The sequence below is a fragment of the Tardiphaga sp. genome (genome assembly GCF_028290495.1).
Lineage (GTDB): Bacteria > Pseudomonadota > Alphaproteobacteria > Rhizobiales > Xanthobacteraceae > Tardiphaga.
Genome location: NZ_JAQGJT010000071.1, coordinates 1 through 13280, shown reverse-complemented (window position 1 = coordinate 13280; position 13280 = coordinate 1). Strand labels below are relative to the sequence as shown.

Here is a 13280-nt window from a genome sequence, read left to right as displayed (position 1 = left end):
AGCGCCGCGACAATCGTCTGACCCAGGTTGTCGAGCCTCACATCGTCCATGACAAAGCCTTAGCGTTCAATCGTGCCGGTGCGGCGGATCTTCTTCTGCAACAGCAGCACGCCGTAGAGCAGCGCTTCTGCCGTCGGCGGGCAGCCGGGCACATAGATGTCGATGGGTACGATGCGGTCGCAGCCGCGCACCACCGAATAGGAATAGTGGTAATAGCCGCCGCCATTGGCGCAGGAGCCCATCGAGATGACGTAACGCGGCTCCGGCATCTGGTCATAAACCTTGCGCAGCGCCGGGGCCATCTTGTTGGTCAGCGTGCCGGCGACGATCATCACGTCGGACTGGCGCGGGGAAGCACGCGGCGCAAAGCCGAAGCGCTCGACGTCGTAGCGCGGCATCGAGACCTGCATCATCTCGACGGCGCAACAGGCCAGACCGAAGGTCATCCACATCAGCGAGCCGGTGCGCGCCCAGGTGATCAGATCATCGGTCGCGGCAACGAAGAAGCCCTTGTCGGACAGCTCCGCATTGACCTCAAGGAAATACGGATCGCTCGACCCGACCGGCTTGCCGGTGTTGGGGTCGATAATCCCGGTCGAGGCCTTGGAGACGAGCGGCTGCGCACCGATCGGACGAACCGACGGCGTGGACTGGCCGGTGAGGACGGGGCTCAATCCCATTCGAGGGCGCCTTTCTTCCATTCATAGGCGAAGCCGACGGTGAGAACGGCAAGGAAAACCATCATCGACCAGAAACCGGTCGCGCCAAGCTTGCCGAACGCGACCGCCCAGGGAAACAGGAACGCAACTTCAAGATCGAAAATAATGAACAGGATCGCGACCAGATAGAACCGGACGTCAAATTTCATGCGAGCATCGTCGAAAGCATTGAACCCGCATTCATAGGCGGAAAGCTTTTCGGGATCCGGGCTCTGGTAGGCGACGATGAAGGGGGCCACCAGCAGCGCCGCACCGATCACGGTGGCGATGCCGATGAAGACCATAAGAGGAAGATAATTCTGCAAGATGCCGTTCATCGGCGATCCTTTTCCCACGGCGAAGACCCCGTGGATTCGTGAACATTGGAATTGTTCGAGGCTTAGCGCAGCGCAACAAGCCATGCAAGATACGCCTTGGTGAGGACCGGGATGCATTTCCTCCCTCTGCCGAGGTTATCCCGCCTGTCGGCGTCCGACCACGCTTGCGCGTCGCGCCCGACGATCCACGCCGGCAACTCGTCCTGCAGCCACGCCCGACGAGCCGAAGCCAGACGCAGTTGCGCTTGGCAATCCGGAGCAACCGGATGTCGCCCTGCCCTCCCTCGCGCGTCCGGTAGCTCAGCTCCGGGATACCGAAATTCAGCTTGGCGGATTCGCCCGTTCGGGTTATAGAACAAAAAGAGAACACTCAAGCAAGTGACGCGCTGAACCCGACACAGCGACCCCGGAGGTTCCAATGGCCCGATCCGCTTCTTCCACCGCTCTCGCCGCATTCTATGCGGAACTGCCCGACCGCGTGGCCGCACCGATGACCCGTGGCCAGGCGCTGACGCTGAAGTCGCTGGCGATCGAGGCTTACCAGCCCCGGCAATTCGCCCCCGACCTCAGCCGCACTGAGGCCGCCCGGCGGATCGAATCGCTGAAGCAGGAAATCGCACTGGCCGATTCGTTCTAGGGCTTTGCCGAAATCCCTGCCGCCGGGTGCTGCGAAGCGTGGGGCGCAAGCGAGCGCGCGATGATACCGGCTGCAAAGATGCAGACCGCGTTGCGGCGCTTCAGTCCATATTTTGGAAATTACCGAGGCGTTTCAGATCTCGCCATTCCAGAAATGGAATGGCGCGAGAGACGGGACTCGAACCCGCGACCTCTGCCGTGACAGGGCGGACATAACCAAGCAATTTCAACAATTAGCCAGACTTTCGGCGGCCGGGAAATACCCGGAAACGGCAAAAGTATTTCACTGTTTGGCTGACGCTCAGGTGTCGGCATGAGCGCGATCCCGGCATCGATCCTCGCCCAGCACATAGCCTTTCTCGGCAAAACCGGGAGTGGCAAAACATCCACCGCGAAACTGGCGATCGAGCAGATCGTGCGAGCCGACCCGTCGGCGCGCGTCTGCATCCTGGATGCCGTCAAATCGGACTGGTGGGGGCTGACGTCCAGCGCCGACGGCAAGCGGCCGGGGTTGCCGTTCGTCATCCTGGGCGGGCCTCGCGGCCACGTTCCGCTACATGATTCGGCCGGCAAGGCGATTGGCGATCTGGTGGCGAATGGCAGTCTCCCGTTGTCGATCGTCGACATGGCCGATTTCGGCGCCGGCGGCCTGCAGAAGTTCTTCAACGACTTCGCGCCGGCGCTGATGAAGCGGATGCGCGGCGTCGTCTACCTTGTTCTCGAGGAAGCGCACGAGTTCGCGCCGAAAGAGCGGTCCGGCATCGGCGCAGAAACCATGGCCATCCATTGGGCCAAGAAGCTGGCCACCGCCGGTCGGTCCAAGGGCATCCGCCTGATGGTGCTGACCCAGCGCACCCAGGCGCTGCACAACGCCCTGCTCGGCAGTTGCGACACGATGATCGCCCACCGGCTGACGGCGCCAGCCGATCAGGAGCCGGTCAAGAAGTGGCTGAAGGCCAACGTTGACAAGGCAACTTATGAGACGGTGTCGGCGTCGATGGCGTCCCTCAAAACCGGCAGCGCATGGCTTTGCTCCGGCGAGGCTCAGGTCACCGAACTTTTCCAGTTCCCCAAGATCGCGACATACGACAACTCGGCAACGCCGACTAGCCGGAGCGGCGAGCATGCCGTCAAGACGGCACCGGTCGTGGCCTGATTTTATCGAAGATCAGGGCGAGTCCGACTTCGACATGAATTTGGTTTTCCGCTGGGACTGGCGGAAGGCTGATCCAGATGGCGAGAAGTGGGGCAACGAAACGGACGAGCTGCAGATATTTTTCATGGGGCAGCGCAAGGGCCTCTACCGCTGGGTTGAGATCGAAGTAACCGATAGCGACGAGCCGGCCGTCAAAGCGTGGCTGGAGAAGCGATGGTGCTATCTGCAATTACTGTGGGAAGGGATCGCCGCCACCCCCGCCCAGCCCAGCAAGGGGGAGTGAGATCATGACGCCTACCCGCATGACGGACAAACAGGATTTGAGCCAATGACCACTGCAGAGAGAATGAAGCTGGCGGATCGGCTGGACGGCCATGCGATCCGGTACGCAGCAGACTACGGATACAATGTTGCGACCGATCTAAAGGCAGCCTCCGCCGCCCTGCGCACGTCAGAGGCGGCCGACGCGGGGGAGCGCTGGCGGCACAAGGCGCGTGGATCCATTTACGAGATCGTCTCGCGGGAATACGTCGAGATCTGGTCATCGGAAAGCGATCTTGGCGATCGCGGGTTCGCGTGGTGCTGCAAGACTGGCGAGCGCGCCAAAGTCCAGGGACGCATCGCGTCGGGTGAATTGTCGATCTTCTACCGCGCCGAGGATGACGGCACGTTGTGGGCCCGATCGGCAGCCGAGTTCGGCGACGGCAGGTTCGAAAGGGTCGCGCTGCCAGAGGCCGACGCGGGGGCTGTGGCGCATCCCTTAAAGGGCGATGACATCCTGCGCGAGTTTGTGGCTGAGTTCGGAAGCGGCCAGCAAGGCACTGAGATCGACTGCGACACCGTACAATCGCTATGCGACGCCATAGCAGCAAGGCTAGCCTACTAGGCAATCATTGTTTCAACCTCGTCCTCCTGGTGGAACAAGTCAGACATGACTTCTAGGAACGGTTTCATTTTCTCCACTGCTAGTTCTGGGCGAGCACAGACAAGGTTTTTGACTAAGGGCAACTTAGGCAAATAATACTCTTTACCCTCCACCAATGGCGGCCGGATCAACATTCGCGGAAGCGCGCTTATTCCGACGCTACACTCTACAGCGGCCTTTTTCGCGTCGTAGTCCTCGCCATTAAAAACGATTTTAAAAGGCACCCCGCTTCTGGTTAGGGCGTCCGTCATCCAATCGTGTTTGATCCAGGTAACGATTGGCAGCGGTGCACCAGGGCTCAATACAAAAGATCGAGACCGTATCCCTAGGTGTGCTGCTGCCTTTGTGAGGCTTCCTTTTTCAGCGATCACGACCACTGCGCGAAGGACCTCTGTTGGGACATTTGATCCGCGCGCCATAAAAACACCTCTTCAATTACGTTTCAAAAGCTATTGAACGGCTCTGAGCCTTGAAAGGCCGCAGCTATAAGATATCTCCAATTTGGCCCGGCGCTGTCCGAGCCGCCAGTGCATGCCATTCAATGGCGATTTCGGCCCACGCCAACTTGAAGTCTGAGTTCGGCGCGCCCGAGCTTCTCGCACGATAAAGCTTTGAGACGGCATCTCTCGGTTAGATTCATGGTTGTTCCCGCATTGGCGGCGGACCACAAACCTCTCTGTCAACGTTGGAAATTACCGAACGAACGCTCTCATTCGCGCCCGTTTCAACCGACCGAGTAGGCTGCTGTCCCATGCCCTATCTTAGCGCGCCTAAAAAGCGCAGTATCGGCTCGGTCGGCACCATCGATCGGCTGTATGGGTCTTTTGTCTTGATGAAGCGAATTTTCTCCACCTCGAGCGTTCATCCACGTGATCGCTTCGATTTCTGGCATAGCATCGCTTGCGCCCAAATCGTGGGGCACGATTCGACCCCCGCGCAGCGCAATTTATTTTCTGCCGATATAGACGTCGGCGCACTTGGCGAAATTGGCGTCGTCCGCTTTGAAAACTCGCCAATGAGGGTGTGTCGAACGGCGGCACAAGTCGCCAAAGCAAGTAGCGACGAATTATTCGTTTGCCGCCAAGATTCAGGAAGTCTTTCAATAGATCAGAACGGCAATGCGGTGATCTTGCGAGCGGGCGAGCTTTCGCTCCTCGACCCCCTGATGCCTTACGCAGCCGATTTCTCGAAGCACTCGCAGACGTTGGTTTTTAAGATTCCGCGGCGGTGGCTTGAAGCGAGGCTAGGTCCTTCGCGACCGATGATTAGCAAATCTTTTGGATTGGCGACGCAATTCCAAAAATGGGTCTCCTCGTTTTTAGCGACCATACCAGGCGTCGTTGAAAAACTTGGCCAGCCGGCCGAGACGGTATTGCAAGCTCAAATTATGGATTATATAGCGCTTTCTCTGGCTGAGGCTGGTGCCGCGTCAAGGCCACGCATTTCCTCGGCTCGATCCATAGCATTGCTTACGGTACGGGCCGCGATTGAAGCGCGGCTGGCCGATCCCAGTTTGAATAGCTCCATAGTGGCCAACGCAGCAGGTATCAGCGTGCGATACGCAAATGCTCTCCTGGCTTCAGATGGAGAATCTATCATGAGCCTCATCTTGGCGAGGCGGCTCGATCGCTGTTTGGCTGCTTTGGAAGATCGAAAACATGATCACCTCACTATCAGCGATATTGCCCTTGGTTGGGGATTTTCGGATATGACTCATTTCGGCCGGAGCTTCAAAGTGAAATTTAAAATCCTTCCGAGTGAGTGTAGAAAGCTCTCGAAGATGCGTTGAAGGCCGCTTCCAAGGGTCGCCATTTGATGCAATTGTGAAGGGCAGCCAAACTTGGTTGTGGCGTTCCCTGGCGGAGCCGGAACGGCGGACATGGTACGGAAGGCCAAGGCGGCCGGCATAGAGGTCCGCGTTGTTAAGCAGAGATCAGGGTCTTTGGGATGGCGAAGAGAACCGGGTGGCTGCCCCTTGAGTACAATCGCATCGTTAATCAGAGGACTGGCCTAGCCGGCCTTGGTGTATCAAAGCGCAGTGCCATCGTTAGAAAGTAGCGGAATTTCGAATTGAGACATCAGGCGCCCCCGCCTGCCCTGACGAGTTTCGCGTAATCTTGACGATGGACAACGGCTGTGAACTCGAAGTCGGCAACGTCGGTAAGCAGACCGGCGCTCACCAGCGCGAGTTCTGGCAGTCGTCGTGTCCGGATCGCACGGGCTGGGCCGTCCCTCTCCGTCAAGCCAACAGTGGAACAAAGGTCCCGGCCGGCTGGACGTCCCGATAACAATTAGCGGCGATAGCGATGCTTAGGCGCGACGGCGCGCGGATTTACAGTGGCCAGGGGCGGCGCAAGAAGAGAGCCGAATCGGTTGGTGACGTAACCGCGGGATTCCTGCAGCCGGCGCTGGTAGCCCGGCGAGTTCATGATGTTGGATGCGCCGCCGCGGGCGTGCGCGGCCGATGCAGAAACCAGTTCGATGGTGATGAACAGCGCGATCATAGCAGCCGCGTGAATACGAGATTGTTTCATTGGTGTCTCTCACGATCCATGACGACTCAAAAAGGCCTGGCGAACGATAGGCCGCCATCGCCTGTATGTCAGTTAAAGCTGCCGGGCGGCCTTTGTTTCAGGGCAGCGGCCGATGACCGACGTGATCCGTATATTCACCGAGCGCGGCGATCTCGCTCATCTGGCGCTGCTGATGTGGGCGGGGGCCGCCAGTGCGGCGGCCTGGCGGCTACTGCGTGAACTGACCGCGGCGATGCGGCGGTTCGATGATTTCGTCCGCGAACTGCAGTCCTTCAACCGCCGCGCCGGGCGGCGGCCGCACGTGGCCGCCGATGCCGGCAACGACGACGACGATACCAGGAGCCATCATGGATACACCACGGTGGCAAACGCGTCGTGGAGCTGGGGCAGTATCGGCTATGTGGCCTCAGGAGCGGCAGGGGCGTTTGCGGCCTCGAACCCGTCCGACGCGCTGGTCGATCTGATCTATGCGTTGTGGGCGGGCTACCGGCAGAACGCCACCTTCGTGATGAACCGGCGCACCCAGGACATGGTGCGCAAGTTCACGGATTCCACCGGCACCTATCTGTGGCAGCCACCGGCCACCGCCTCCGGCTGCGCCAGCCGGATCGGACGAATAGTCGCGAAGTTTGGTGAGGGTCTGAATCGGATGTGTCCATTCCATGAAACAATGCGGCTGCAATGTGAGGCGGAAACAGCGCAGGGAACGCGCCGTCGCGGCACAGCGGGCGGCGCTTTGATAGCAGCGGAGCGTGGTGTGGAAATATAGTCACACTCACGGAGATTGTGCCGCTGTTCGGCATGCGTTCTCCAGAGTTGATCACGCGCGGTCGCTATCGGGCATAGGCTTGCGGTGCCGGTCGGGGCTGAACGGCCATGCTTGAACTGCAAAGGAGAAGCACCATGCCAGCCTATATCCAGTATCACAGCACCGAGCCTGCCGTGATCGTCTGTCCGCACTGCCTGGGCCTGCCGCTGCATATAGACAACGTCGAGCCGATCTGGAGTGCGGCCCGGATCGATATCGTCTATGCCTGCGACGAATGCGGCACGGAAGTGCGCGAGACCATGACGCAGCCGGAACGTCGCCACTAGAGTCAGCCTGCCCCGATGCAATCATCGGCCGTCAGCTGCCCCACGCCCTTGCCGTTTTCACGATCCAGTCGCGGTACAGCGTCAGCGGTGTCACGCCGGTGAGGCCGCCGCAGCCGGCGGTGTTGTTCGGGCCTGTCGACCACGACACCACGCCGATGATGATGGCGCGGCCGGATTGCTGCTGCACCACCGGCGCGCCGGAATCGCCGGTGCAGGCGCCCTGGCCGGCGCTGGTGTTCTGGGTCGCGGGATCGACGAGGCGGATCTGCAGCCTTCCGGGATGGCTGGTCGAGATCAGCTGTGCGGCGCGCACGGTGCCGCCGCTTTTGCCGTCGCCAGGACGGCTGACACCGACGCCAGCGACGCTGAAGCTTTGCCCGGCGACAATCGGTTCGCTGGGAACGCCGAGCACCGCCACCGGCTTCGTGAGAGGTCGCGCGAGCTGCAGCAGAGCGACATCGGCGCTGGCGCGGCGCGCGGCGATGCCCTGCGGATTGAATTGCGGATGACTGGCGACACGGCGGACATCGCGCAGCTCCGGCTGCCGCTGGGCGTCGTACAGCACGATCTTGTAATCGGTGCCCGTCGCGATGCAGTGGGCCGCGGTCAACACCACGTCCGGCGCAATCAGCGCACCGGAGCAGAAACTACCTCGCGAACCGATGATGGTGATGACCGGCGCGCCGACGCCCGTGTTCGTCTCGGGCGCGCCGCCGACCATCGCCGAAGCGGATGAATGCAGAACGACGCCGACGAGAATGACAATGATCTTTCGCATCCCAACCGAAGGCCACATAGAGCAATTGGTGTCAAGCGCCGACGCCCCGGCCCCGCATCGACACCCGGCGCTCTCGCGGAAACGGCCCGAACATTACGAGGGAAATAAATGTATCTTTGAAGTCCAGTACGATCCCCGGCCGCCAGTTCTCCAGAAATTCGTAAATCGACGGGTTCGAAAACATGGGATAAAGGAACTTCCAGGCAACGACGAAGTCCAGCGTGCATTGAGACGAGCCGTCGGGTCTACCAGTCGACCAGCCGATCCCTTCACCTGAAAGCATCTGCACCGGAACCGACTTGATGCCTGCGTCACGAACCATCTGAATAAATGCTTCAGTCTTGAAAAGGACTCGTGAAGCGGTGACGAGATCGACGACCCGTGTCCAGCGCTCCTCCGCCCTGCGTTCCGCTTCAGCCCGCCGTCCCTTGCGATATTCCTGCGCTCGCAGTCTGTCTTTCTCGCGTTTGTCGACCATGATTTATCTTTGCGTTCTGGCACAGAGACGAAAGAAAGGGGTTAGTGTTTCGCAACGAAAGCATTCGAGGTGATGGTATCGCATCTGGCTGGCACTCAACCAGTGACCATTCGGAAGCAGCATGAACGGAACGACGAAATAGTCTCTTATTTTCGATCCAGGTCCATCATCGTTGAGCCGAACGACAATGACAATATCGGGCCTCCATGTAGAGGCGTATCCCAGAAGCCAACGGCTCTGCTTGCCAGCCGGAGCGGAACGAGCGACGACAACAGCCACAGCAAGTTCACCATTCACGACGAACTGGCAGTTGCGAAAGCTCTGCTTGCGGTCCGAGCCCGGTCCAATCCATGACCTTGTGACCGGCGCCGAGCATGATGCGATCAACGAGCGCATTTCCCATCGACTGCAGATCGCCCGGGAGCCCGGGGAGCGAAATGGCACCCTTGGCGAGGCCGATCGGCGCGGCCTTTGCAACATCGAGCGCGACGCTCGGCTTCGCGGGCGCGTCGAACTGATCGAAGGCGTTGCCCTTCGGAGGCGCGGCCGGCGTGTCGAACTGATCGAATGAGTTTGCCAATTACTTGCCTCCAAGCGCGCGCGCTGCAGCGCCGGCCCCATATTTCGCGTCAAAGTCTGCCGCCAAAGACGGGTTCTGCTGAAGGTGCTGCACCGCCGCAGTTGGAAACGGAGCGGCGGGAGCAGCAGTCACGCTCGACGAGGCTGCGACGGGCGCGGCGCCGCCCGCTGGCGCGTACCGTTCGAGCTCGGCAATATCCGCCTGCCCGAGCGGCCGCTTCGGATCGAACGGCGACATGGCCCTTCCATCAAAGTTCGTTGAACCCCGCCCCTTCTCCAACCCGGAAGCTGCGGCGCGCAAGCTCCTCGAGATCGCAGCGGGGATCATCGACGTCCGCGGCCGGGTTTCGGTCGGGGCGTGGAACGACGCCTTCCGCAAGGCGGGCGGCAACGTGGCCGAATATGCGGCCGGACGGGACCGGGCGATCGCCGACGGCGCGCTGCGGATGCATGAGTGCGGCGGGTTCGTGATGCTGACCTAACGCGCTCCCTTGAAACGAAAAAAGCCGCGCCACCCGGTAGGATGACGCGGCTTCACTAAGGAAAAAAACCTCCGGTCACGCCGCCCGGGCGCTCCAGATCTCGATCAATCTAACCGCGGATTCCAGCGAAGCAGCCTTACCGAGCACCGAGGCTCCCTTTGATTTCGGGATTATTATCCTCCTCAAAGACGAAATATCCGTCAAACCCCAGGTGGTCCGCCCCCGCTTGCACAATCGTTTGACGTGCGAGCGTCGCTACGTGAATACTCCTGCCGCTGCCGAGATTCGCAGTTGCAAGGATTTCATCCATGGCCAGAACTCCTGCGGCTCGCGCTGCGCGCCGATGATCTTACGCCTTCCGTGCGCAGGGAGCGCAATAGCAGCGAGGAATTGTATGAGAACGGGTTCCCTGGCCGGGATAAACGACTACGCAAACCGGAGTGACAAAAAGATGGGACTACACACAGCACGCAGCTTGATCATGGGCGCGAGCCTATTACTGGCATCTTCGTCGGCCTGGGCGGAATGTCAGCAGTCTCGAATGAACTGGAGGTATCAGAACGAGACAGAGCAAGTCAATCTTTCAGGTACTCGCGCTGGGACGTGCAGGCTCCAATGGACCGTGAGCGGCACAGCGACGGTCGAGAAAGTTTCACTCGTCGCTCAGCCGCAGAAAGGCTCGGTTCAGACTTCGACATCCGGTGTCGTTTATAGTCCGGGGCGCAACTTTGATAGCCAAGACAAATTTTCGGTGCGAGTTTGCGGCAACAATCGAGCAGGCGGTGGCTGTTCGACGTTAAACGTCTCGGTGGAGCTTAGGTGACGAGTAAGACGCGGCCAATTATCATCGAACCATTCCACGAGCCGGATCAGCCCCCCCAGATTGCAACGGCTTCAAGCGCCGCCAGCGCCAGGCACCACCAGCAGGTCAATCCACACTCCCCAGCGTATGCGGCGAATGTCGAGCGCCGTTTTGAAGGGTGTCGTTCACATCCTCGACGCGGCGTTAAGTCGCCTCAGCTTCGCGCGAGATCGACGCCAATTATGAGTTATAGAGCGACTCTACAAGATGAGTGATCGCTCGACGTACGACTGGGTCCTTGATTTTCAGCATAGCCTCAATAAGTTGCACGCCTTCCTTGCTGGCAATGAATTTTGAAAACGGCGTGCTTCGTGCCTTACTATCCTCATCGGTGCCATCGACCAGCGTCTTGATATTGGTACCAAGAGCCTCGGCTATCTCTGACAAGCGTATCGAGCTTACGCGGTTTGTACCTTTCTCGTACTTTTGGACCTGCTGAAATGACACACCGATTTTTGAACCAAGCTCGTCTTGGCTCAGCCTATGGATCAAACGATGAGTACGAATGCGCTCGCCGATGACCATGTCCTTCTCGCCTACGCTGCGCGGATGAATCTTATCCATGCTTTGAAGCCTCCAGCTCTAATCATTTGAAAAGCTTAGGCAGGATGTCATCAAATACAACTAATAGGCGAGTTTATTCGCGAGCGATCACACGGCACCATTGGGGTTAACGATGGTGAAGCCGGAGATCGATCGCGCGTGGAGCCGCGTTCGCCGCCCACCCGAATTTGAATCGTGAACGATCCACGTGCTTCCGGCGACATGCTGTTTCAGAACGAAGACGTGGCCGCGCCTTGCCGCCACCATGTTCAGCGCCGGGGCGGCCCGCGGGAAACGAAGCCAGTTGGCAGCGAGATTGAGCGCCGGGATGATGCGGCCGAACAGATGGAGGCTGGCGCCGCAACCGCAGAAGCGCGCCGGGCAGCCGGCGGGGCGACCGCCAATCACTTCAGATGCAGCACGGGCCGACACCGCTGCGACCCCTGCTCTCACCCGCCGCGATGTCCGGTAGACCTTCCGCTCTTTCGTCATCTCGACCTCGATCGACTTGACGCCGTAGAGAAAGTTGTTGCGCTGTGATGCAGGCACCTCGCATGCCCAGAGTGGATTGCAGCCGGCAGCGAGATGCTGGCGCGGACGCGCTTCTGAGATCGACGCCGCGCAGAGTCATCGAGATCGCAGCCGCAAGCCGTCGGCAGCTTCGAAAGCCGTTCTTCATAGTCGGTCACCTTTTGATTGGCGGTTGCGGCGCTGGCTTCAGCCTCGGTCCGGAGCCGTGCGGCGGTGTCTGCGGTCTGCCGTTGCGTCTCGAGTTGGAGATTTGAGAAGGCCAGATCGATTTTGACGCGCGCGAGCTCGGCGCTCTCGTCGGAAAGCCTATGGCCAATGCTGAGGGCCAGCGCGCCCAAGGCAATGTACGAAACCGGCCGGCCCCATGCCGTGTAAGGCTTGAGCCACGGCAGCCAGGTCGCGATCTTGTCCACACCGGAAACCAGAAGCGCGAGCACAAACACGATGGTGTCAAACGCCAGCGCGTAGTCCGATGTGGCAATTTTCCAGAACATCGAGGCCATGCTCAATCCTCCCGCAGACACCAAGGCCGCTCACCCCACATCGCATCTGTGCGGCGGTTGAGCAGGCCCTGCAGGAATGTGCCGTTGGCATTCACGTACTTGACCATCGCATCGCATGCCGCCTTGACCCGGCCGACATTCAGATCGCGCTCAATTGACGTGCCGCAGACCTTGCCGGGGCCAAGATTGACGACGAACGAAGCGATGGCCGCCTGCCGGTGCGGCGGCCATGTCGGCAGCCCCGGAATGCACGGCAGGACTTTCTGGGCGTAACGCTCCCCGACTTCGGACAGCGCCGCATCGCACTGCGCCTTGGTGTAGACGTCCCCGACCTTGAGCCATGGCCAGTCGTAATTCGTGATCCCGCCGCAGACCGTGATGACGCCGGGCGGGTCAAACGGCAGATGCTTCGCTACAAGGTTCATGCCCTCCCAATGCGCGATCAGCACGCCGGCAAGCGCGGCACCAGCCGCAGAAAGGGCCTTCGTTTTGGTCTTCATGCTTCCGTCCCCGGCTGCTTGAGGACCCGAGCAACCGCGAACGACGCCGACACCAGGATCAGAAGCCCACCGACCCGCCAGTCGAACGTGCTGTAGAGATAGGCGGACAGGATGACGATGATGGCGCCGACAGCCCCCCAAAAGGCCGCCACCCACACGCTCCACAACCGCCCCAGTTCAGCCTTCCAGTTATCGATCAGGCGCACGCCAGCGCCCTCGGAATCGAGGTCGGCCATTGTCGTTCTCCATACGGAAGGGACCGCGCCGGCGAGCCCGGGCGGCCATGGTGGTGATCAGGGTCAGGATTGTTCGCCCTCACCCGTTTGGGTGATGTGCATGCGCGATTGTACATGTGCGCGGAAGCGACTGTTTCTAACTTGCAACAGGGCCCGCCCTTGTGCGGGCGGAACTACGAATCAGCTTCCGTAAAATTCGGAGATGATCCTAAGCTCACAATGCGCGCAGAGATGGCCGGAGGGGGACAAGCCGACGACCACGATTTCAATTGTGCGCAAGAGGCCGCTGGGTTTTCACCGCGGACCAGCGGCCTCAATTTATTGAAGGGCAGCAATGAGCATCTACGAGAAACTGATGATCGGGGTAACGATCGCTACGGCCGCTGCCTGTGCGACCGCTAGCGCC

At 60.1% G+C, this 13280-nt stretch carries 21 protein-coding genes and 1 pseudogene; 8 read left to right on the top strand and 14 right to left on the bottom strand.

Going from position 1 to position 13280, the window contains the following annotated elements; translation table 11 throughout:
- Window positions 1-59 precede the first annotated feature (59 nt).
- Both JWQ24_RS13365 and JWQ24_RS13360 read right to left on the bottom strand, forming a co-directional pair.
- Complete coding sequence (locus JWQ24_RS13365; RefSeq protein WP_299808527.1) at window positions 60-680, bottom strand: NADH-quinone oxidoreductase subunit B; 621 nt, start codon at window positions 678-680, stop codon at window positions 60-62.
- On the bottom strand, window positions 671-1036 hold the full coding sequence (locus tag JWQ24_RS13360) for an NADH-quinone oxidoreductase subunit A (protein ID WP_299808533.1): 366 nt from the start codon (window positions 1034-1036) through the stop codon (window positions 671-673). The genes JWQ24_RS13365 and JWQ24_RS13360 overlap by 10 nt, the downstream gene beginning before the upstream one ends.
- 418 nt (window positions 1037-1454) lie before the next feature.
- Between JWQ24_RS13360 and JWQ24_RS13355 the strand changes: the two genes are divergently transcribed.
- The 4 genes from JWQ24_RS13355 to JWQ24_RS13340 all read left to right on the top strand — a co-directional run bounded on the left by JWQ24_RS13355 (window position 1455) and on the right by JWQ24_RS13340 (window position 3714).
- Entirely contained in the window at window positions 1455-1673 is a 219-nt protein-coding gene (locus tag JWQ24_RS13355) for a DUF3072 domain-containing protein (RefSeq protein WP_299808524.1), read from the top strand.
- Window positions 1674-1985: 312 nt separating this feature from the next.
- Entirely contained in the window at window positions 1986-2828 is an 843-nt protein-coding gene (locus tag JWQ24_RS13350) for a DUF87 domain-containing protein (protein WP_299808521.1), read from the top strand.
- A gap of 34 nt (window positions 2829-2862) precedes the next feature.
- Window positions 2863-3111 carry a hypothetical protein gene (locus JWQ24_RS13345; protein ID WP_299808518.1) on the top strand — a complete coding sequence of 83 codons (249 nt, stop codon included), beginning with the start codon at window positions 2863-2865 and terminating at the stop codon, window positions 3109-3111.
- A gap of 45 nt (window positions 3112-3156) precedes the next feature.
- Window positions 3157-3714 carry a hypothetical protein gene (locus tag JWQ24_RS13340; protein WP_299808515.1) on the top strand — a complete coding sequence of 186 codons (558 nt, stop codon included), beginning with the start codon at window positions 3157-3159 and terminating at the stop codon, window positions 3712-3714.
- On the opposite strand, the gene JWQ24_RS13335 is transcribed toward JWQ24_RS13340, so the two are convergent.
- Complete coding sequence (locus tag JWQ24_RS13335) at window positions 3711-4172, bottom strand: hypothetical protein (protein ID WP_299808512.1); 462 nt, start codon at window positions 4170-4172, stop codon at window positions 3711-3713. The two genes, JWQ24_RS13340 and JWQ24_RS13335, sit on opposite strands and share 4 nt — an antisense overlap.
- Before the next feature lie 332 nt (window positions 4173-4504).
- Here JWQ24_RS13335 and JWQ24_RS13330 point away from each other — a divergent pair, with 332 nt between their 5' ends.
- Entirely contained in the window at window positions 4505-5542 is a 1038-nt protein-coding gene (locus JWQ24_RS13330) for a helix-turn-helix domain-containing protein (RefSeq protein WP_299808509.1), read from the top strand.
- 502 nt (window positions 5543-6044) lie between these two features.
- On the opposite strand, the gene JWQ24_RS13325 is transcribed toward JWQ24_RS13330, so the two are convergent.
- The gene (locus JWQ24_RS13325) at window positions 6045-6257 is read right to left on the bottom strand and encodes a hypothetical protein (protein ID WP_299808506.1); all 213 of its coding nucleotides are present in this window, start codon (window positions 6255-6257) and stop codon (window positions 6045-6047) included.
- A gap of 382 nt (window positions 6258-6639) precedes the next feature.
- On the opposite strand from JWQ24_RS13325, the pseudogene JWQ24_RS13320 reads away from it, so the two are divergent.
- A pseudogene (locus JWQ24_RS13320) lies at window positions 6640-6891 on the top strand (phage major capsid protein); the annotation flags it as partial.
- A 299-nt stretch (window positions 6892-7190) separates the two neighbouring features.
- Complete coding sequence (locus JWQ24_RS13315) at window positions 7191-7382, top strand: hypothetical protein (RefSeq protein ID WP_299808503.1); 192 nt, start codon at window positions 7191-7193, stop codon at window positions 7380-7382.
- 31 nt (window positions 7383-7413) lie between these two features.
- Here JWQ24_RS13315 and JWQ24_RS13310 read toward each other — a convergent pair whose 3' ends face one another.
- From JWQ24_RS13310 to JWQ24_RS13295, 4 genes are all read right to left on the bottom strand, one after another.
- On the bottom strand, window positions 7414-8160 hold the full coding sequence (locus JWQ24_RS13310) for a trypsin-like serine protease (RefSeq protein ID WP_299808500.1): 747 nt from the start codon (window positions 8158-8160) through the stop codon (window positions 7414-7416).
- Between the two features lie 31 nt (window positions 8161-8191).
- Window positions 8192-8638 (bottom strand): hypothetical protein, encoded by a 447-nt coding sequence (locus tag JWQ24_RS13305; protein ID WP_299808497.1) that lies wholly within the window; start codon window positions 8636-8638, stop codon window positions 8192-8194.
- 286 nt (window positions 8639-8924) lie between these two features.
- Window positions 8925-9218 (bottom strand): hypothetical protein, encoded by a 294-nt coding sequence (locus tag JWQ24_RS13300; RefSeq protein WP_299808494.1) that lies wholly within the window; start codon window positions 9216-9218, stop codon window positions 8925-8927.
- Window positions 9219-9455 (bottom strand): hypothetical protein, encoded by a 237-nt coding sequence (locus JWQ24_RS13295; protein ID WP_299808492.1) that lies wholly within the window; start codon window positions 9453-9455, stop codon window positions 9219-9221.
- Between JWQ24_RS13295 and JWQ24_RS13290 the strand changes: the two genes are divergently transcribed.
- A complete protein-coding gene (locus JWQ24_RS13290) occupies window positions 9454-9699 on the top strand; it encodes a hypothetical protein (protein WP_299808489.1) in 246 nt (81 codons plus the stop codon). The genes JWQ24_RS13295 and JWQ24_RS13290 overlap by 2 nt on opposite strands.
- Window positions 9700-9835: 136 nt before the next feature.
- Here the strand turns inward: JWQ24_RS13290 and JWQ24_RS13285 are convergent, their stop codons facing one another.
- From JWQ24_RS13285 to JWQ24_RS13260, 6 genes are all read right to left on the bottom strand, one after another.
- A complete protein-coding gene (locus tag JWQ24_RS13285; protein WP_299808486.1) occupies window positions 9836-10009 on the bottom strand; it encodes a hypothetical protein in 174 nt (57 codons plus the stop codon).
- A 732-nt stretch (window positions 10010-10741) separates the two neighbouring features.
- Window positions 10742-11125, bottom strand: a complete 384-nt coding sequence (locus tag JWQ24_RS13280) for a helix-turn-helix transcriptional regulator (protein WP_299808483.1) — start codon at window positions 11123-11125, stop codon at window positions 10742-10744.
- Between the two features lie 87 nt (window positions 11126-11212).
- On the bottom strand, window positions 11213-11653 hold the full coding sequence (locus JWQ24_RS13275) for a hypothetical protein (RefSeq protein ID WP_366521442.1): 441 nt from the start codon (window positions 11651-11653) through the stop codon (window positions 11213-11215).
- On the bottom strand, window positions 11593-12138 hold the full coding sequence (locus JWQ24_RS13270; RefSeq protein WP_299808480.1) for a hypothetical protein: 546 nt from the start codon (window positions 12136-12138) through the stop codon (window positions 11593-11595). The genes JWQ24_RS13275 and JWQ24_RS13270 overlap by 61 nt, the downstream gene beginning before the upstream one ends.
- Before the next feature lie 2 nt (window positions 12139-12140).
- Complete coding sequence (locus tag JWQ24_RS13265) at window positions 12141-12638, bottom strand: lysozyme (RefSeq protein ID WP_299808478.1); 498 nt, start codon at window positions 12636-12638, stop codon at window positions 12141-12143.
- Entirely contained in the window at window positions 12635-12874 is a 240-nt protein-coding gene (locus JWQ24_RS13260) for a hypothetical protein (protein ID WP_299808475.1), read from the bottom strand. The genes JWQ24_RS13265 and JWQ24_RS13260 overlap by 4 nt, the downstream gene beginning before the upstream one ends.
- Window positions 12875-13280: the final 406 nt, after the last annotated feature.